We start from the raw sequence: 18,165 nt of genomic DNA on the forward strand, positions 1-18,165 counted from the left end.
ACGGCCCACCGTGGGCACGGTGAACCTACTGACACCCGCGGCCGGCACCGTCGTGATGGCGACCGCCATCATCAGCGTGGGGTTCGGGCTGACCGGCCACCGCACGCTGTCCGTCGCGGCACTCGTGGTCGCCGGCGTGCTGTGGGCCGCGCTCGCGGCGGTGTTCGCGGTACGGCTCCTGCACTGCCCGGAACGCTGGCGCAAGGAGGCGCTGACACCTCCCGCGCTGACCGCGGTGGCGGCCACCTGCATCCTGGGCACCTGCCTGTCGCAGCAGGGCCTGCAGACCGCCGCGGCGGCCGCGCTCGCCCTGTCCGCGGCCTTGTGGCCGGCGCTGCTCGTGCCGGTGCTCCGGGGCAGGCAGCGGGGGCTGCCCGGGGTGGTGTTCCTCGTCTGCGTGGCCACGGAGGCGCTGGCCGTGGGCGCCGCGACGCTGGCCCTCGCGCGGCGGCTCGACTGGCTGTGCGGGCCCGCGCTGGCGTTCGCGCTGCTCGGCGTCGCCCTCTACGGAGTGGCGTTCGGGCGCTTCGACCGGCACCAGATCCGGACCGGCTCCGGCGACCACTGGATCGCGGGCGGCGCCCTGTCGATCGTCGCGCTCGCCTGCGACCGGCTGACGGCCGCCGCCGACCCCGACGGCCCGCTCGGCTGGGCCCCGGCCCTGCACGCCCCGCTGCGCGCCGCCGCCCTGGTCCTGCTGGCCGCCGCGCTCCTGTGGCTGCCCGTGCTGGTCTACGCCGAACTCCGCTGGCCCCGGCGGCGGTACGACATCCGCCGCTGGGCCACCGTCTTCCCGCTCGGCATGACCGCGGTGTCGGCCCTGTCGGCCGCCGCGCCGACCGGCTTCCCCGGGCTGGACGTGCTCGGGCGCGTGCTGCTCTGGGTGGCGGTGGCGGCGTGGCTCCTGACGGCGGCCGGTGCGGTCCGCTCGGCGCGGCGCGGCGGAGGTTCGCCATGACCTGGGCCCGGGCGGCGCATGGTGGTGCTGCACACCGTTCCGGCACGAGGGACGTCATGCCGGGATAATTCATATGACACTAATTTCTGTCATCTCAGTCGGTACTGATATCGTCTTCATCGTGCCCCACGACGCCCAGCTGATATTCGCCGACCACGTAGGCCGCTTCTACGCGCGCCAGTACGGCTTCCCCCCGATGGCCGGGCGCCTGCTGGGCTACCTGTTCGTCTGCGACCCCGCCCAGCAGACGATCGACGAACTGAGCGACGCCCTGCTGGCGAGCCGCAGCGCGATCACCGGTGCCGTCAAGCTGCTGGAGACGTACCGGATGGCACGCCGCACCCGCGCCGCCGGCGAGCGGGTGGACCGCGTGGTCCTCGACCCGGCGAGCCAGCAGCCGCAGAACTTCGACTCGGCCGTCCACCGGGAACACGCCGCCCTCTTCCGAGAGGGACTGGCCCTGCTCACCGAAGCCCCCGCCGAACGCCGCGCGCCACTGGAGGAGATGGTCGCCCTCGCCGACTTCCTCGGCGAGCGCCTCCCCCTGCTCCTGGAGGAGTGGCACGCCCACCGCGACGCCCTCCGGGCCGCCGGGACCCTGCCCGCACCGGACGAACACCGAGGAGAGACCGCACCATGACCGACTACCTTCCCGCCGGACTCCGCGCCCTCGCCGACGCCGGCGACCGCGACGCCGTCGACCAGGTGATCGAACTGGCCGTCGAGCACGACGACATGGACCTGCTCCGCACCTTCGCCGACGCGGGACACCGGGACGCCGCCGACATACTCATCGAACTCGCCACCGAGCAAGGCGACATGGACGAACTGCGCCGCCTCGCCGACACCGGAAACAGCGACGCCACCGACCAGCTCATCGAACTCGCCACCGAACAGGGCGACATGGACGAACTGCGCCGCCTCGCCGACACCGGGAACAGCGACGCCACCGACCAGCTCATCGAACTCGCCACCGAACAGGGCGACATGGACGAACTGCGCCGCCTCGCCGACAGCGGGAACACCGTTGCGGCGGAGCAGCTGAGCGAGCTCACGGCCGTATGACGCAGGGCGGTGGCCGCGGACGGGCTCGAGGCGCATTCTGCCGGTGTGACCGTCTTCCATCTGGTGCAGCACGCCGAGAAGGAACGCCTGCCCGGCGACCCGGGGTTGACCGCCGCGGGCCGGCGGCAGGCCGCCAGGACCGCCGACCGGCTGCGGCACCTCGGCGTGCGCGCCGTTCTCAGCAGCCCGCTGCGCCGGGCGCGGGAGACCGCCGCGATCATCGCGTCCCGGACGGGGCTGCCCGTCCGGGAGGACGCCCGCCTGCGGGAGCGGATGAACTGGGACCCGTCGCAGTCCGCGGAGGACTTCCTCACGGACTGGGCCGCCTCGGTGCGGGACCGCGATGCCGTCCCGGCGTCCGGCGACTCCTCCCGTGCCGCGGCGGAGCGCCTGCGCGCCTGCCTGCTCGACCTGGCAGGAGTGCCCGGCCCGGTCGCCCTCGTCACGCACGGCGGGGTGACGGTGGACCTGCTGCGCACCCTGGCCGGTGACGACGCCGTGCCGGCCGGGTTGCTGCGCGACGGCGTGCCGTCCTGCGCGATCACCACGCTCGACGGCCTGTCCGTCGTGGACATCGCCTCGACCGCGCACCTGACGGGCCCTGGACGGCCCTAGACATCCACGTACGCGCTGCCCGAGACCTCCATCGCCGCCGAACCGGCGGAGGCGTCCGCGAGCCAGCCGCGGAAGGACTCCAGTTCCTCCTCGGGCACCCCGAGTTCGATGCGGACATCGGCCGCGTACGCCACCCCGCGCACCGCACGGCCGGCCGCGCGCAGATCGTTCTCGATGCGGCCGGCGCGCTGGTGGTCGACGACGACGGTGACCAGCGCGAGCTTCTGCCGCTCGACGGTGCCGAGCTCGTCCAGCGCGGCGGAGACCGCGCCGCCGTACGCCCGTACCAGGCCGCCCGCCCCGAGCTGGATCCCGCCGTAGTAGCGGGTGACGACGGCGACGACGTCCCGGATCTCCCGGCGCAGCAGGACCTGGAGCATGGGCGTGCCCGCGGTGCCGCCGGGCTCGCCGTCGTCGCTCGCCTTGTGCACGCGGCCCTCGGCGCCGATGACGTAGGCGTAGCAGTTGTGGCTGGCGGAGGGGTGCTCGCGGCGGACGCGGGCGATGAACTCCTGTGCCGCCGCCTCGCTCGGCACGGGCCCCAGGGCGCACAGGAAGCGCGACCGCTTGATCTCGCTCTCGTGGACGCCCGCGCGCCCGATCGTCAGATACCGCTCCACCACCCCGCCACCCTAATCCCTTGAGTGAGCAGGGCCGGAACGCCTGCGTTCGTTGCCGACGGCCCGCTTCCCCACCAGGGCGCGAGCGCGGAGGAGATCGACGAGCGTGGCCCGCAGCTCGGCGCGATCGCCCGGCCGGTCGCGAAGGAGGAGGCCCGGGTCCTCGTCGCCTGCTTCGGTCCGGACGACTGCTACGGCGTCGCCTCGACGCTCCTGCACCTCCTCGAGACCGTCCCAGCGCCTCCACGACCGCGCCGTGCACGGGGGCCTCGTCCCGGGGTCCCCGCGGGAATGGCCGGACGGGACCTCTGGTTGACTGCTGCGGAGAGTCATCGCGGGCCCGAGGGAGGACGACGTGCGGGAAGACGACGCGGCGGTACGCGAGCTGCTGACCGGTCTCGGGGACACCTGGGCCGTGGTGGGCCTGTCCAACAACACCTCGCGCGCCGCCTACGGGGTCGCCCGGGTGCTGCAGCGCTTCGGCAAGCGCGTGGTGCCGGTGCACCCGAAGGCCGAGACGGTGCACGGGGAGCAGGGCTACGCCTCGCTGGCGGACATTCCCTTCCCGGTCGACGTCGTGGACGTCTTCGTCAATTCGGAGCTGGCCGGGGCGGTGGCGGACGAGGCCGTGGCGATCGGCGCCAAGGGCGTCTGGTTCCAGCTGGACGTGATCGACGACGCGGCGTACGCGCGCACGGAGGACGCGGGCCTGGTCATGGTCATGGACCGCTGCCCGGCGATCGAGATCCCGCGCCTCGGATGACCGCGAACTCCCCCGTACGCCCCGCCCGCCCCGAGGACGCCGCCGAGCTGGTGCGCCTGCGCCGGCTGATGTTCCAGGCCATGACGGGCCGGGACGAGGCCGGGGCGTGGGAGGCCGCCGCCGAGCGGCAGGCGCGGGAGCAGCTCGCCGGCGGTGCCGGGAGGGAGCTCGGGGCGTTCGTGGTGGACGGCGACCCCGGCGCGGGGCCGCACCTGGCGGCGTGCGCGGTCGGGCGGCTGGAGCAGCGGCTGGCCGCGCCCTCGCACCCGGACGGGCGCTTCGGCTTCGTGTTCAACGTCTGCACCGATCCCCGCTACCGGGGACTGGGCCACGCGCGGGCGACGACGGGCGCGCTGCTCGCGTGGTTCGCCGAGCGCGGCGTCACGCGGGTCGACCTGCACGCCACGCCCGAGGCCGAGGCGCTGTACCGCAGCCTCGGCTTCGCCGAGCACTCCATACCGCTGTCGCTGGACCTCAGCCGGCCGCGGGTTCCGCGATGAGGGCCGTGCCGACCCGGCGGAAGCCGATACGGCCGTAGATCCGGGCCACGTCCTCGTCACCCGCCGACAGGAACACCGTGCCCATGCCGCGCGCCCTGGCGTGCGCCACGAGTACGGAGGTCACCGCGAGCGCGAGGCCGCGGCGGCGGGCGCTGGGCAGCGTGCCGACGGCGACGATCTCGCAGACCTCACCGACAGGGTTGTACTGCCCCGCGCACAGCGCTGTCGTGCCGTCCACCGCCGCCGCGTGGACGGTCAGGCCGTCTTTGACCCGCGCCTCGGCCGCCGCGAGGGCCGCCGGGGCGGCGTGCAGCACGCGGGCGGCGTCCAGTTCGCCGGTCCCGGCCGGACCGATCGCGGCGCCGGGGTGCGCGAACGCCAGGTGGGGCACCGTGATGGCGCCGGCGAACGCCGGGTCGCCGGGCTCCAGTACGCGGACGTCCACGCCGTCGACGGGCACGGGAGCGGCGCCGGCCGCCCCCGGGTCGAGCACCATCAGCGGATGCGCGTGCACGTGGAGGCCCGAGGCCTCCGCCGCCTCCCGCAGGCCGGGCGTCGTCTCGGCCACCCACTCGAAGCACTCCGGCACGCCGAGGGCCCGCTGCCGCTCCCGCACCTTGTCCACGTCCGCGCGCCCGACCCGGCCGTCCGATCCGAGCGCCGGCCGGGCGTAGTACGGCCAGCCGATCCCGTCGCGGACGAAGAGGGTCAGCGGGCCGAAGTCCTCGGCGCGGGCGGCGGCCCGGGGCACCGCGTCGTAGTAGCGCTCCAGGCGCGCCAGCACCTCGGTCACGCCGTGACACCCAGTTCCTCGACGACCTGCACGCCGGGCAGGGAGGCCAGCGCCTTGCCGGGCAGGAGCAGCTTGCCGCGGCGCCTGCCGCTGCCGATGATCACGTACGGCGTGTCCGTGACCGCCGCGTCGACCAGCAGCGGCCACGCGGCGGGCAGCCCGACCGGGGTGATGCCGCCGTACTCCATGCCGCTCTCGCCGACCGCGGTGTCCATCGGCGCGAACGAGGCCTTGCGGACGCCGAGATGGCGCCGGACGAAGCCGTTCACGTCGGCCCGGGTGGTGGCCAGGACCACGCACGCGGCGAGCGTCACGTCCTGGCCCCGCTTGCCGGCGACGACCACGCAGTTGGCGGACTGGTCCATGCCGACGCCGTAGGCCTCCGCGAAGACCGCCGTGTCCGCCTTCTCGGGGTCGGTGTCGACGAGGAGCACCTCCTCCACCGGTACCTCGCCCTGCCAGGCGGTGAGGGCCGCGGCGACGGGCTCGGGCAGCAGGTCGAGCCGCTGGACGGCCGGAGATACGTCGGTGAAGGTACCGATGGGTGCGCGCATGTCCGGCACGCTAACAAAGACGCCCAGTTGATCGCGCCCACGATCCGGAGGGCGGACAGCCCGCGCGGCGTCAGCCCTCGGGTTCGAGTTCGGCCAGGGCGGCCAGGTCGGCGAGTTGCTGGTGCGTCGCGCCCGCCGGCACGGGCACGGGCGCGGGTGTGCGCAGCGGGGGCTCCCAGCCGCGTTCGGGGTCCCAGCGCCGCACGACGCGCGCCGGGGCGCCGGCCACCACCGAGTGGTCGGGGACCTCGCCCCGGACGATCGCGCCCGCCGCGACCACCACGTTGCGCCCGAGGCGGGCTCCCGGCAGGATCACCGCTCCCGCGCCGAGCCAGCTCCCGGAGCCGATCTCGACGGGCGCGGAACGCGGCCACTGCCGGCCGATGGGCTCATGGGGGTCGTCGTAGGAGTGGTTGTCACTGGTGACGTAGACGTACGGACCGCAGTAGACGTCGTTGCCGAACACCACGGGACGCGAGGCGACGACGTGGCTTCCGCGGCCGAGGACGACGCCGTCGCCGAGGCGGACGACGGGTTCGGGGCCGAGGTCGAGCCCGGGCATCATGCCGGCGGTGAGGGTGACCTGTTCGCCGATGATGCAGTAGTCGCCGAGGTGGATCCAGCGCTCGCCGAAGATCGTGCCCTGCGGGAACGCCAGCCGGGTCCCGGTGCCGATGCGGCCGAAGCGCAGCGGTCCGGGGCGTTCGGCGGTCACCGCGCCCGCGCCCTGGACCCAGCGCCAGCCGCGGTGCACCAGGCGGGAGGCGGCGCGGCGGCGCCACGCACCCAGCGGGGAGAACAGGTTCTCGTTTTTCGGCACCCGCTCACCGTATCGAGGGCCGTCGCACGCGGCCGGTCGATCAGGTGTGATGTGCGCCGCGTTCGGACCAGGCGACGGCGAGCCGTGCGGCCAGGCGCACATTGCCGCGCACCGCGGCGAGGTTGGCCTCCAGGCTGGCCCCCGCCGTGCCCTCGACGAGCCGGCCGAGGAGGAACGGGGTGACGGCCTGCCCGGTCACGCCCTGGTCCTCGGCGGCGGCCAGCGCCTCCCCCAGCACGCGGTCGTGGAGCTCCGGGTCGAGCTGCTCCTCCCGGGGCACCGGGTTGGCGACGACGATCGCGGCGGGCGGTCCGCTCAGCTCGTCCTGGGCGGCCATGACGGCCGCGACCTCCTCGGGCGTGCCGACGGTCCAGTCGACCGGCTGCCCGGAGCCGCTGAGGTAGAAGCCGGGGAATTCCACGGTCCCGTAGCCCACGACGGTGACGCCGAGGGTCTCCAGCCGCTGCAGGGTGGCGGGGACGTCGAGGATGGACTTGACCCCGGCGCAGACCACGGTGATCCGGGTTCCGGCGAGCAGCCGCAGGTCGGCGGACTCGTCCTGCTCGTGGGTCCAGCCTCGGTGCACGCCGCCGAGCCCGCCGGTGGCGAAGAAGCGCAGCCCGGCGCGGGCGGCGAGGAACGCCGTGGCGGAGACGGTGGTGGCCCCGCTGGCGCCGGTGGCGAGGGCGACGGGCAGATCGCGGTGGCCGAGCTTGCGCATGCCCTCGTCGTGGGCGACGCGCTCCAGTTCCTCGTCGTCCAGGCCGACCCGCGGCACGCCGTCGAGGACGGCGACGGTCGCCGGTACGGCCCCGGCCTCCCGCACGGCGGCCTCCAGTTCCCGGGCGACCTGGAGGTTGCGGGGGCGGGGCAGGCCGTGGGAGATGATCGTCGACTCCAGGGCGACGACAGGCGCGCCGGACTCCAGCGCGGCGATCACATCATCGGAGAACTTCAGCACGCTGTAGGCGCTACCCGCCCCGCGATCACCGCAATCGCGGGGCTACGGTGATCCCCATGACGGAGAGAGCCTTGATCGCCGCCGTGGGCGGCCACACCCCCCAGGTGGACCCGGACGCCTTCGCCGCGCCGACCTCGGTGGTGCTGGGTGAGGTGACGATGGCGGCGGGTGCCAGCGCCTGGTACCACGCGGTGCTCCGCGGCGACTGCGCGCCGATCGCCCTCGGCGAGGGCAGCAACGTCCAGGACAACGCCACGGTCCACGCCGACCCGGGCTTCCCCGCCGTGATCGGCGCGGGCGTCACGATCGGCCACAACGCGGTGGTGCACGGCTGCGTCGTGGAGGACCACGTGCTGGTCGGCATGGGCGCGACGGTGCTCAACGGCGCGCACATCGGCACGGGTTCGCTGGTGGCGGCGGGCGCGCTCGTACCGCAGGGGATGCGCGTGCCGCCGGGCTCGCTGGTGGCCGGGGTGCCCGCCAAAGTGCGGCGCGAACTGACCGCCGAGGAGCGGGAGATGATCCGGCTCAACGCGGAGCACTACGTACAGCTGGCGGGAGCGCACCGCGCCGCGTTGGCCGACGGCGCGGCGGACTCCGCGGGCTGAGGGCGGCGGCTCAGTCGGCCGTCGCGGCGACCGCAGTCTCCTCGGGCTCCTCGGGCCTCTCGGGCTCCGCGACGGCGGCCGCGGCGGCCTTGGCCCGGCGGCGTACGACGAGGAAGGACGCGAGGCCGATCAGCACGGCCGCGCCGAGGCCCACCCAGGAGAACCGCTTGAGCCAGGGCTCGGCGACGATGCCCACGTAGTAGATGACGGCCGTCGTGCCGCCCGCCCAGACGATGCCGCCCAGCACGTTCGCGACGAGGAACTTCCAGTACGGCATGCGCAGCACGCCGGACAGCGGCCCGGCGAAGATCCGCAGCAGTGCCACGAAGCGCCCGAAGAACACCGCCCACATGCCCCAGCGCTCGAAGGACGCCTCGGCGGTCGCGATGTGGCCGGGGGAGAAGTGCTTGGGGAAGCGCCGGCCGAGCCGGTCCATCAGCGGACGTCCGCCGCGGCGGCCGATCGCGTAGCCGATGGAGTCGCCCACGATCGCCCCGGCCGTGGCGCAGATGCCGACCACCCACGGGTTGACATGGCCCTGCGAGGCGAGCAGCGAGGCGCTCACGAGGATGATCTCGCCCGGCAGGGGTATGCCCAGGCTCTCCACACCGATCACGAGGCCCACCAGCAGATAGATGCTGACGGGCGGGATCGTCCCGAGCCACTCCTGGACGTGCAAGGCCGCTTCCTTCCCCTGGGGCGGTCGGGTACCGGTCGGCGCGCCGCGCGCGCACGTCGTTGCAGCGTATCCGACGTACGGCCCGGCGCGGCGCGGGTGACCGTGCGGCCGGCTCGCCGAGGGCTGCCGGCAACCCGTCGTTCACGGTGCCGCGCCCGTGCGGCGGCGCGTGCCGGACCCGGCGGCGTCCGGAACCGCGGTTGATGTCCCGAATGTATAACCATGTCCGCCACGCTGTCCGCATATGACGTGTACACCTCTAACGTCGATCCATGCCGAACAGCGGAAACGCCCAAGACGCCGAAGGACGCTACGACTTGCGCAGGGGCGCGGCCTCCTACGCGCCGATCGTCGGGGCGTTCGGCGCGCTGTCCCTCCCCACGGTGACGGTCCTGTTCACCGCCGAACGGCCCCCTGGTCAGGACACGCTGATCGCGATGGCCTGCGGGCTGCTGGTGGTGGCCATGATCGCGAGCCTGACCGGTTCGATCGCGCTCGCCGCGATCGGGGCCGAGCGCGACCATACGGCCAACCTCCCGGCGGCCGTCATGTACGCCGCCGTCCCGGTCGTGATCTCGCTGCTGTCGATCCTGGCGTCCTTCCAGGCCCTCGCGGCGGTGTACCTCCCGCACGAGAAGACGCTGTTCGCCGTCACCACGGGCGTCGGCGGACTCGCCGGCACCTACTTCACGTCCTTCGCCATCGGCGACAGCTGGCAGGCCGGGCCGCGGGACCCGGCGGTCCGGCAGGGCTGGCGGCCGTCACAGTGGATCAAGGGCAAGGACGACGCCTACCGGAAGGCCAACCGTGTGGCGATCACCAGCGCCGTACCCGCGGCCGCCGGGATCGTCCTCTACGCGCTGGGGCTCCACTTCCGGATCGGCTCCACCGGCGTCAACTGGCTCGTGGCCTGCAGCCTCGTGCTGGCCGTGGCGGGGACGTTCCTGGGGGTGCAGCGGACGACGCACGCGATGGAGGACTCGGCGCAGCGGGGCGTCCGCTCCTGGGAGGCGTACCTGACCTCGGCCACCATGGGGGTCTACACCCTCGCCGTGCTGGTCTGCCTCCCGTGAGGTACGACCCGGGCGGCGGGGAGGGGTGGCGGGGCCGCCGCCCGGGAGGGGCCTCAGGAGTTGGGGCGCAGGGTCCACACGATCGACATCTCGCCGGTCACGGCGCCGTCCTCGCGCCGGATGGCGACGGTGACCGGGAACTCGGGGCGCTCGCCCTTGTCGAGTTCGGCGACGACATCGGCGGCGGGGCGCCCGAGTTCGGCGGTGGCGGTGACCGGGCCCATGGCGAGCTTCTTGTACGCGATCTCGGCGCGCACGGCCAGGGGCACCGCCCGGGAGAGCTGGTCGGCGAAGGCGGCGAGCACGATGGCGCCGCTGGCGGACTCGGCGAGGGTGAACATGGCGCCGGCGTGGGGGCCGCCCACGTGGTTGTGGTAGTCGGCCTGGTCGGGGAGGCGGAGCACCGCGCGCTCGGCGGTGGTCTCCAGGTACTCGAGGTTGAGGGTGCGCACCATGGGCACGGTGGCCGTCAGGAGCTCGGCTATCTGCGGCTGGTTCTCGGACATGGCCGGATGTTACCAGCCGGTAATGACGGGATCCATGGAACCGGGAGGCCCCAACCCCTAGTGTTTCCAGCCATGTGGCCAGGAGAGCAGCAGCCCGGGGGACAGCAGTATCCGCAAGCGCCCGGGGGTCAGCGGTATCCGCAGCAGCCCCCGCAGCCGTTCCCCTCTCCGTACGCACCGCAGCAGCACCCGGCCTATCAGCCGCCGCCCCCGCCGTGGGGCGCGCAGACGCTGCCGGGCGGCCCCGGGGCGCCGAAGCCGCCCGGCAACCGGCGGGGCGTGGCCGTCGCGGTGTCCGTGGTCGCCGCCGCGGCGGTCGCCGCGGCCGGTGTGCTGATCGCCGTGAAACTGACCGGCGACGACTCCGGCGGCCCCGAGGCCGGCCCTTCCGCGAGCGGCGCCCGAACGGCCTCGGCGAGCCCTTCGGACGAGGCGTCCTCCGCTCCCACGGCGCCGTCGTCGCCCGCGTCCGCAGGTGCCTCCGACGAGGGGCCCGGCGCCGACGACGCCCGCGGCAACCCCGGCGACAGCGCGATCAAGCCCGTGGTCGCCGGGTGGCGGACCGTCGTCCGCGGCGACATGGGCGTCGCCTACGACGTCCCCGCGAACTGGACCGTGAAGTCGGCGGGCCTGCTCATCGGGTACGAGTGGGACAAGAACCGCATCGTCACCGGCGGCGCCGCCACCCTCGGCGAGGACTGGTGCGGCACCGACCAGCGCGGCCTGGCCGGCGTGAAGGGCGGCAAGGGCGCCAAGAGCCTGCAGTCCGAGGCGGCCAACGAGGCCTACAACTGGGCGTTCGCCAAGTACAACCAGGAGGGCGGGACCAAGCTCACGCAGTCCGCGACCCGCGCCTACAAGAACCGTCAGGGCGTCGGCGGCTGGATCTCCAGCACTCGGGCGACCGGCATGAAGGGCAAGTGCGCGGCCGACGGCACCGCCTACAGCTTCACCTTCCTCGGCAAGGACAAGGAGGTCCGCTCCTGGATCCTGGTCGTGGACGGCTTCAAGGGGGGTCCGGACGCGGCGACCGTCGCCAAGGTGCGCGACAGCGTCCGCCTCATCGGCTGAGCACGCTGTAGTAGGCGGGCCCCGAACCGCCGGGCCCTGCGCGAAATGGACTTGGCAGACGGCAGCCCGGGCGACCATAGTCCCCGGGTGACCCCCGCAGCCTCCCGCCTCCGCGTGCCCCGCTTCCCCGACTGGGCGGGGCGCAACTTCCGCCTGCTGGCCGCGGCCGCCTTCGTGACCAACCTCGGCACTTCCGGCGCCGTGGTCGCCTCGGCCTTCGCCGTCCTGCGGGCCGGCGGCGACGGCACGGACGTGGGCCTGGTCGCGGCGGCACGCACGGTGCCGCTGGTGGTCTTCCTGCTCATCGGCGGCGCGGTCGCGGACCGGCTGCCCCGGCACCGGGTCATGGTCGCCGCGAACTGCCTGAACGCCGTCTCCCAGGGCGTGTTCGCCCTGCTCGTGCTCTCCGGTGACGCCCGCATCTGGCAGATGGCGGCGCTGTCCGCGCTGGGCGGCACGGGCACCGCGTTCTTCGCGCCCGCGAACGAGGGCATGCTGCTGTCCACCGTCGACGGGGCCCACGCAGGCCGCGCCTTCGCCGTCTTCCGGCTGGGAGTGAACGGCGCCAATGTCGGCGGCGCCGCGCTCGCCGGGGCGCTCATCGCGCTCGTCGGCCCGGGATGGGTCCTGGCCGTGGACGCGGCCTGCTTCGCGTTCGCGGCGTCGCTGCGCGCGCTGCTGCGGGTGCGGCGGACGGCGGCCGCGGCCGCGCCCAGTGGCGGCCTCCTGCGCGATCTGCACGACGGCTGGCGGGAGTTCGCGTCCCGGCGCTGGTTGTGGGCCATCGTGGTGCAGTTCTCCGTCGTCAACGCGGTCATGGTCGCGGCGGAGGCGGTGTACGGCCCCCTGGTCTCGCAGGCCCGGCTCGGCGGCGCGGGTCCGTGGGGCGCGGCGCTGGCCGCGTTCGGCCTGGGGAACATCGCGGGCGGATTCCTCATGCTGCGCTGGCGTCCGCGGCGCATCCTGCTCGCGGGCACCCTCTGCGTCTTCCCGTTCGCCCTGCCCGCGGTGGCGCTCGCGCTGGTCCTGCCGGTGCCGCTCCTCGCGGCGACGATGCTCGTGGCCGGGCTCTCCGTGGAGGTCTTCGGCGTGACGTGGATGTTGGCGCTGCGGCAGGAGATCCCGGAGGACAAGCTGTCCCGGGTCGCCGCCTACGACTGGTTCGGGTCGGTGTCGATGATCCCTCTCGGCACCGCGCTCGCGGGCCCCGCGGCCGGCGCCTTCGGGCTGACCGGGGCCCTGTGGGGCTGCGCGGGGCTCGCCGTCCTCCTCACCGCCGCCGTCCTGCTCGCCCCCGAGGTGCGCCAACTGCGGCGCAGGGACACCACCGCCGAGGTCGCCGGCGGCGGACCCGCACACATCGCTCAGCCCACCCCGAACGACCCGCCCGGCGGCTCCGGCGAGGGCACCGCGTCCCTGTCGTGAACGGGCCGCGCCCGCCGCACGAAGACCGTGAGGGCATCACCGTGCACGACCCGCGCCGGGAAGGCATCCGCGACAGTGCGCCGCACAAGCCGCGCGACCGGCAACGGCCGCCGGGAGGCGGCCAGCACGGTGTTCCCGAAGCGGCGGCCCCGCAGCACACCGGGCTCCGCGATCAGGCAGACCTCGCCGAACAGGTCGTTCAGACCCGCGATCTGGGGCCGCAGGAAGTCGAAGGGCGCGGAGTCGGCGAGATTGGCCAGGTAGACGCCGTCCGGACGCAGCACGCGCGCGGCCTCGGTGAGGAACTCGTACGACGTGAGGTGCGCGGGCACCCGCGAGCCGCCGAAGACGTCGGCGACCACGACGTCCGCCGAGGCGTCCGGCGCCGCCGTCAGCCAGCTGCGGGCGTCGTCCGTCGCCACGGTCAGTCCTCCGGCGGCGCCCGCGGGCAGCGGCAGCTCGCGGGCGACCAGCTCCGCGAGCGCCCGGTCGGCCTCGACCACGCGCTGGCGCGAGCCGGGCCGGGTGGCGGCGGTGTACCGCGGCAGCGTCAGCGCGCCGCCGCCGAGGTGGACGACGTCCAGCGGCTGCCCGGCGGGCGACGACTCGTCCAGGACGTGGGCCAGGCGCCGGGTGTACTCGAACTCCAGGTGCGTCGGGTCGTCGAGGTCGACGTACGACTGAGGGGCACCGTCGACGGTCAGCAGCCAGCCGGCGGGCCGGTCCACGTCGGGCAGCAGTTTCGCCGCGCCGAAGTCCACCGCCTCGCTCACCGGGATGCGTTCGTCGTCGTCCTCCACCGGACCATTGTCCCAGCGCGGAGCGCGCCCGTTCGCGGGGGCCCGGGCCGGGCCCGGGCCCCCGCGTCAGGCGGTCAGTCGAGCAGCTCGGTGACGGTACCGGCGCCGACGGTGCGCCCGCCCTCGCGGACGGCGAAGCCGAGACCCGTCTCCAGCGGCACCGCCCGGCCCAGCTCGACCGTCATCTCCACCCTCGCCCCCGGCAGCGCGATCCCGGCCGCGCCGAGGTCCACGTCGCCGACGACGTCCGCCGTCCGCACGTAGAACTGCGGGCGGTAGCCGGTCGCGATGGCTGTGCGCCGCCCGCCCTCGGCGGCCGGAAGCAGGTACACCCCGGCCCGGAACCGGCGGCTGGGCGTGACGCTCCCGGGCGCGGCGACGACGTGGCCGCGCCGCACGACGTCGCGCGGGACGCCGCGCAGCAGCAGTGCGACGTTGTCACCGGCCTGGGCCTCGTCCATCGGCTTGCCGAAGGTCTCCAGCCCGGTGACCACGGACGCGGTGTCCGCACCGAGCACCTCGACACGGTCCCCCACCCGGACCGTGCCGCGCTCCACCGCGCCGGTGACGACCGTGCCACGGCCGGTGATGGTCAGCACGTTCTCCACCGGCAGCAGGAACGGCGCGTCGGTGTAGCGGTGCGGCATCGGCACGTACGCGTCCACGGCGTCGAGCAGTTCGCCGATCGCCGCCGTCCACCGCGGGTCGCCCTCCAGCGCCTTGAGCCCGGAGACCCGGACGACGGGGAGGGTGTCCCCGGGGTAGCCCTGGCCGGAGAGCAGCTCACGCACCTCCAGCTCGACCAGGTCGGTCAGTTCGGGGTCCCCGGCGTCGGCCTTGTTGAGCGCGACGACGATGTGCCCGACGCCGACCTGCCGGGCGAGCAGCACGTGCTCGGCGGTCTGCGGCATGACCCCGTCGAGGGCCGAGACGACCAGGATCGCGCCGTCGAGCTGCGCCGCCCCGGTGATCATGTTCTTCACGTAGTCGGCGTGCCCCGGCATGTCGACGTGGGCGTAGTGCCGGGTGGCCGTCTCGTACTCGACGTGCGCGATGGTGATGGTGATCCCGCGGGCGGCCTCCTCCGGGGCCTTGTCGATCCGGTCGAACGGCACGAAGGCGGCGGAACCGCGGTCGCTGAGGACCTTGGTGATGGCGGCGGTGAGGGTGGTCTTGCCGTGGTCGACATGGCCCATGGTGCCGATGTTCAGGTGCGGCTTGGTGCGCTGGTACGCCTGCTTGGGCATGGTGAGGTGCTTCCTCGATCAGTCGACTCGTCTGTGGTGTCGACAAGCCGATCTGCGGAACGGGACCCCTGCGTCCTGCCGACCCTCCCCTGCGGGGTCCGCCGGACTGTCCGGGGAGGGTCAGGTTCGGGCGCCGCCGAACGCGTGGACCGGGGAAGCCGGTGCCGGCGCAGCCTTCGGCGCGTCCGCGACCGCGGAGGCGTCTGCGAGGAAGGCGTACCGGAACATGCCGCCGATCATGCGGCACGGGACGGGCCCGGGGCCACCCAATTTCCGCGACGGCACGACGCCGCGCCGCGTCACACGGCGCGGCGCGCCAGTACGTAGGCGCGGCGGGACGCGGCCTCGTGCGGGTAGTGCGTGCGCTCCAGGGCCGCCCGCACGGTGAACCCGGTGGCCTCCATGGCGGCGCGGACGTCCGCGGCGTCGAGGAAGTGGAAGTCCACGTCGACGTCGTGGTCCCACCAGCGCGCCATGTGGCGGACCTCGTCGCCGAGGTGGAAGGCGACGAGCAGCGGTGCGGCGGGGCGCAGCACACGCCTCATCTCCGCGAAGGCGGGCCGCAGTTCGTCCGGAGCGAGGTGGATCACGCTGTACAGGGCGACGGCGGCGCCGAACTCGCCGTCGGCGGCCGGGAGACGGCGCAGGTCGCCCACCCGGAACTCGGCGGCGGGGTGGTCGGCGCGGGCGAGCCCGACCATCCGCGGGGACAGGTCGATCCCCACCGCCCGCACGCCCCGCGCGGCGAGCCAGCCGGTCACATGGCCGGGTCCGCAGCCCAGGTCGGCAACGGGCGCGCCGTCGGCCGTCTCCTCGACGAGGGCCCCCAGGAGTGCGCGGTCGAGCGGCTTGTGCGCGAGTTCGCCGCCGATGCGCGTCCGGTACTCCCCCGCCACGGCGTCGTAACTCCGGCGCACACGGTCCCCCCTGTCCTGGTCGTGCTCTCCGGCACTGGGCATGCGCCCAGCATGGCAGTCACAGGCGCCGGGTGGCCTCGCGCACCGACAGCGGCGACAGCCGGTCCGCCGCCGAGACCACGAACTCCCTTACGGCGTCGGGATCGGTGCGGGCGTACTCGCGCAGCGCCCAGCCGATCGCCTTGCGGACGAAGAAGTCGCGGTGCCCCGACTGGAGCAGGCAGTAGCGGAACAGCCGCTCGGCGTCGGTGCCGCCCTTGTACGTGAGTTGGTGGAGCAGGGCGGTCCGCGCGATCCACAGGTCGCCGTCGGTGATCCACGCGTCCATGACGGCCACCAGCTCCGGATCGGCGGCGACCAGGGGCCCGACGACATGCGCCGCGAGCAGGTCGGCCGTGTCCCACCAGGACTCGGTGGCCACGAGGTACCGGGCGGTGCCGAGGAACGCGGACGAGCAACTGCCGATGTGGCGGCGCAGGAAGTCGACCGCGAAATACCGGTACTCCCGTTCGGGCAGGGCCCAGCAGCGCAGCGCCACGGCCGCGCAGTCGGCCTCGCCGGGGCGGGGCAGGCCCGCCAGGACCTCCCGGGACAGCGCGCGCCGGGCAGGAGTGGCGATGCCGAGAAAGGGGAAGGCTCCGCGCATGTACGCCGCCGCGGAGGCGGCCCGAACCGGATCGGCGGCCGCGGCATACACCGTGGTCAGACGGGGCAGCACCAGATCGGCGAGTGCGCTGTCCGGTACGGCCGGGACATGGGATGTCATACGCGCACCGTACGCGGGACCACTGACGGACCCCGGACGGCCATCCTCCTCGGCTAGGCTCGCGGGATGTCCGACGCTCCTGCCCTGTCCGGTTCCCGCCCGCGCTCGCGCCTGCGCGTGTCGCCGTGGGTCCGGCTGGCGCTGCTCGTCGTGCTCCTCGTCGGCGCCGGGGTCTGCGTGCTGCTCTTCGAACCGCAGCGCTATCTCGCCGACGGCTGGCCCTCACAGCTCACGGGGTTCGCGGCGATCGTGCTGTTCACGGTCGGCTACGGCATCTGTGCCACGGCCTTCGTCCCCCGACCGCTGCTGAGCATGGGCGCCGGCGCGCTCTTCGGCTCGGTGTGGGGCCTGACCGCGGCCATCGGCGGCACGGTGATCTCCGCCGCGATCTGCTTCGTCCTCGGCCGGGTCCTGGGCCGCGACGCCCTGCGCCCGCTGCTGCGGGGCCGCATACTGCAGTCCGCCGACCGGCAGTTGAGCCGGCACGGCTTCCGCACGATGCTCCTGATGCGGCTCTTCCCCGGCATCCCCTTCTCGGCGGCCAACTACGCGGCGGCGGTGTCGGAGACGCGCCTGGTGCCGTATCTGATCGCGACGGCGCTCGGCGTGATCCCGAACACCGCGGCCTACGTCGTCGCGGGCAGCCGAGCCGCCACCCCCACCTCGCCGGTGTTCCTGCTGGCGATGGGCTTCCTGGCCGTCACGGGACTCGGGGCACTGGTCTTCACGGCCTGGGCCCGCCGCCAGCGCCGCTGACGCCCTCGCGGTTCCCGTCAGTCGAACCAGAAGGCGTGCTCCGGCAGGCCCTCGTAGACCCGGGCCGTCAGAAAATCGGGGCGGCCGAAGTGCTCCGCCTCGCCCCGGTGGACCGCCACCAGCGAGTCCGGTCCCCGCCACCATGTGTCGGCCAGACCTTCCACCAGCGGCACGGGATCAAGGCCGTCGAGGTCCAGGCCCGCCACGGCGTCTCCTGACAGCTGGGTGATGCGCCGCGCGTTCCGGTCGGCATCGTGTGCCAGGGCCACGGACTCGACCCACCCCTCGATGTGGGCGTGCAGCGGGGTCCACCGCCCGCCGCGGATCCCGAACTCGCCCTCGGGGCCGATCATGAAGCTGTAAGGAAGCGAGCAGCGCTGGTCGCCCGCCGCGAACCACCAGCCGCGCTCCTCCGCTCCGTCGGGGACGTCCGCACCGAGCACATGGGGGCCGCCGTCGTAGCGGGGCGCGGGTGGCAGCATGAAGCCGCCCCAGCGCGCCTCGTACGCGACCGCCCGGTCGATGGCCGCGGCGGAGATACCGTGTTCCCGCCACTGCTCCCGGTACCGCTCCAGGGGCCGCGGCTCGACGCGGACGGCGTGGAGCCACAGGAAGGAGGCCGCCATCCGGCTCAGTCCGTCGGGCACTTGGGTGACATGGTGGCTCAC

The 18,165-nt window shown here is 74.2% G+C and carries 23 protein-coding genes; 11 read left to right on the plus strand and 12 right to left on the minus strand.

Annotation, left to right across the window (positions count from 1 at the left end):
* Positions 1-19 precede the first annotated feature (19 nt).
* The 4 genes from ACIP64_RS23245 to ACIP64_RS23260 all read left to right on the plus strand — a co-directional run bounded on the left by ACIP64_RS23245 (position 20) and on the right by ACIP64_RS23260 (position 2,638).
* Positions 20-958, plus strand: coding sequence for a tellurite resistance/C4-dicarboxylate transporter family protein (locus ACIP64_RS23245; protein ID WP_401589866.1), 939 nt, complete (start codon positions 20-22; stop codon positions 956-958).
* Positions 959-1,079: 121 nt separating this feature from the next.
* Positions 1,080-1,598 (plus strand): hypothetical protein, encoded by a 519-nt coding sequence (locus ACIP64_RS23250; RefSeq protein ID WP_360917090.1) that lies wholly within the window; start codon positions 1,080-1,082, stop codon positions 1,596-1,598.
* Entirely contained in the window at positions 1,595-2,023 is a 429-nt protein-coding gene (locus ACIP64_RS23255) for a hypothetical protein (protein ID WP_401589869.1), read from the plus strand. Before ACIP64_RS23250 ends, ACIP64_RS23255 begins: the two co-directional genes overlap by 4 nt.
* Before the next feature lie 45 nt (positions 2,024-2,068).
* Positions 2,069-2,638 carry a histidine phosphatase family protein gene (locus ACIP64_RS23260; RefSeq protein ID WP_401589872.1) on the plus strand — a complete coding sequence of 190 codons (570 nt, stop codon included), beginning with the start codon at positions 2,069-2,071 and terminating at the stop codon, positions 2,636-2,638.
* On the opposite strand, the gene ACIP64_RS23265 is transcribed toward ACIP64_RS23260, so the two are convergent.
* A complete protein-coding gene (locus tag ACIP64_RS23265) occupies positions 2,635-3,261 on the minus strand; it encodes a YigZ family protein (protein WP_360917081.1) in 627 nt (208 codons plus the stop codon). The two genes, ACIP64_RS23260 and ACIP64_RS23265, sit on opposite strands and share 4 nt — an antisense overlap.
* 352 nt (positions 3,262-3,613) lie before the next feature.
* Between ACIP64_RS23265 and ACIP64_RS23270 the strand changes: the two genes are divergently transcribed.
* Both ACIP64_RS23270 and ACIP64_RS23275 read left to right on the plus strand, forming a co-directional pair.
* The gene (locus ACIP64_RS23270; protein WP_401589877.1) at positions 3,614-4,021 is read left to right on the plus strand and encodes a CoA-binding protein; all 408 of its coding nucleotides are present in this window, start codon (positions 3,614-3,616) and stop codon (positions 4,019-4,021) included.
* Positions 4,018-4,521 (plus strand): GNAT family N-acetyltransferase, encoded by a 504-nt coding sequence (locus ACIP64_RS23275; protein WP_401589880.1) that lies wholly within the window; start codon positions 4,018-4,020, stop codon positions 4,519-4,521. Before ACIP64_RS23270 ends, ACIP64_RS23275 begins: the two co-directional genes overlap by 4 nt.
* Here the strand turns inward: ACIP64_RS23275 and ACIP64_RS23280 are convergent.
* The 4 genes from ACIP64_RS23280 to ACIP64_RS23295 form a co-directional block, all read right to left on the minus strand.
* Positions 4,496-5,314, minus strand: a complete 819-nt coding sequence (locus ACIP64_RS23280) for a GNAT family N-acetyltransferase (protein ID WP_401589883.1) — start codon at positions 5,312-5,314, stop codon at positions 4,496-4,498. The genes ACIP64_RS23275 and ACIP64_RS23280 overlap by 26 nt on opposite strands.
* Entirely contained in the window at positions 5,311-5,868 is a 558-nt protein-coding gene (locus ACIP64_RS23285; RefSeq protein WP_401589886.1) for a YbaK/EbsC family protein, read from the minus strand. Before ACIP64_RS23285 ends, ACIP64_RS23280 begins: the two co-directional genes overlap by 4 nt.
* 70 nt (positions 5,869-5,938) lie before the next feature.
* Positions 5,939-6,688: an acyltransferase gene (locus tag ACIP64_RS23290; protein ID WP_401589889.1), complete on the minus strand. Its 750-nt coding sequence runs from the start codon at positions 6,686-6,688 to the stop codon at positions 5,939-5,941.
* A gap of 40 nt (positions 6,689-6,728) precedes the next feature.
* Entirely contained in the window at positions 6,729-7,649 is a 921-nt protein-coding gene (locus ACIP64_RS23295) for a pseudouridine-5'-phosphate glycosidase (protein WP_401589892.1), read from the minus strand.
* A gap of 56 nt (positions 7,650-7,705) precedes the next feature.
* On the opposite strand from ACIP64_RS23295, the gene ACIP64_RS23300 reads away from it, so the two are divergent.
* Entirely contained in the window at positions 7,706-8,257 is a 552-nt protein-coding gene (locus tag ACIP64_RS23300; protein WP_401589895.1) for a gamma carbonic anhydrase family protein, read from the plus strand.
* Between the two features lie 10 nt (positions 8,258-8,267).
* On the opposite strand, the gene ACIP64_RS23305 is transcribed toward ACIP64_RS23300, so the two are convergent.
* A complete protein-coding gene (locus tag ACIP64_RS23305) occupies positions 8,268-8,936 on the minus strand; it encodes a DedA family protein (protein WP_401589898.1) in 669 nt (222 codons plus the stop codon).
* A 272-nt stretch (positions 8,937-9,208) separates the two neighbouring features.
* Between ACIP64_RS23305 and ACIP64_RS23310 the strand changes: the two genes are divergently transcribed.
* Entirely contained in the window at positions 9,209-10,009 is an 801-nt protein-coding gene (locus ACIP64_RS23310; RefSeq protein ID WP_401589901.1) for a hypothetical protein, read from the plus strand.
* A gap of 53 nt (positions 10,010-10,062) precedes the next feature.
* On the opposite strand, the gene ACIP64_RS23315 is transcribed toward ACIP64_RS23310, so the two are convergent.
* The gene (locus ACIP64_RS23315) at positions 10,063-10,515 is read right to left on the minus strand and encodes a DUF4442 domain-containing protein (RefSeq protein WP_360917053.1); all 453 of its coding nucleotides are present in this window, start codon (positions 10,513-10,515) and stop codon (positions 10,063-10,065) included.
* Between the two features lie 72 nt (positions 10,516-10,587).
* Here ACIP64_RS23315 and ACIP64_RS23320 point away from each other — a divergent pair, with 72 nt between their 5' ends.
* Together ACIP64_RS23320 and ACIP64_RS23325 are read left to right on the plus strand one after the other, a co-directional pair.
* Complete coding sequence (locus tag ACIP64_RS23320; RefSeq protein WP_401589904.1) at positions 10,588-11,586, plus strand: hypothetical protein; 999 nt, start codon at positions 10,588-10,590, stop codon at positions 11,584-11,586.
* A gap of 87 nt (positions 11,587-11,673) precedes the next feature.
* A complete protein-coding gene (locus ACIP64_RS23325) occupies positions 11,674-13,011 on the plus strand; it encodes an MFS transporter (protein ID WP_401589907.1) in 1,338 nt (445 codons plus the stop codon).
* Here the strand turns inward: ACIP64_RS23325 and ACIP64_RS23330 are convergent.
* The 4 genes from ACIP64_RS23330 to ACIP64_RS23345 form a co-directional block, all read right to left on the minus strand.
* Positions 12,951-13,811, minus strand: a complete 861-nt coding sequence (locus ACIP64_RS23330; protein ID WP_401589910.1) for a spermidine synthase — start codon at positions 13,809-13,811, stop codon at positions 12,951-12,953. The two genes, ACIP64_RS23325 and ACIP64_RS23330, sit on opposite strands and share 61 nt — an antisense overlap.
* A gap of 74 nt (positions 13,812-13,885) precedes the next feature.
* On the minus strand, positions 13,886-15,058 hold the full coding sequence (tuf, locus tag ACIP64_RS23335) for an elongation factor Tu (RefSeq protein WP_401589913.1): 1,173 nt from the start codon (positions 15,056-15,058) through the stop codon (positions 13,886-13,888).
* Between the two features lie 299 nt (positions 15,059-15,357).
* On the minus strand, positions 15,358-16,017 hold the full coding sequence (locus ACIP64_RS23340; RefSeq protein WP_401589916.1) for a class I SAM-dependent methyltransferase: 660 nt from the start codon (positions 16,015-16,017) through the stop codon (positions 15,358-15,360).
* A 16-nt stretch (positions 16,018-16,033) separates the two neighbouring features.
* Entirely contained in the window at positions 16,034-16,741 is a 708-nt protein-coding gene (locus tag ACIP64_RS23345) for a DNA alkylation repair protein (protein WP_401589919.1), read from the minus strand.
* A gap of 66 nt (positions 16,742-16,807) precedes the next feature.
* On the opposite strand from ACIP64_RS23345, the gene ACIP64_RS23350 reads away from it, so the two are divergent.
* Complete coding sequence (locus ACIP64_RS23350; protein WP_401589922.1) at positions 16,808-17,497, plus strand: TVP38/TMEM64 family protein; 690 nt, start codon at positions 16,808-16,810, stop codon at positions 17,495-17,497.
* 17 nt (positions 17,498-17,514) lie between these two features.
* Here the strand turns inward: ACIP64_RS23350 and ACIP64_RS23355 are convergent, their stop codons facing one another.
* The gene (locus tag ACIP64_RS23355; RefSeq protein WP_401589925.1) at positions 17,515-18,165 is read right to left on the minus strand and encodes a hypothetical protein; all 651 of its coding nucleotides are present in this window, start codon (positions 18,163-18,165) and stop codon (positions 17,515-17,517) included.

Origin of the sequence: Streptomyces sp. NPDC088733, assembly GCF_044751185.1 — a bacterium.
Classification (GTDB): domain Bacteria; phylum Actinomycetota; class Actinomycetes; order Streptomycetales; family Streptomycetaceae; genus Actinacidiphila.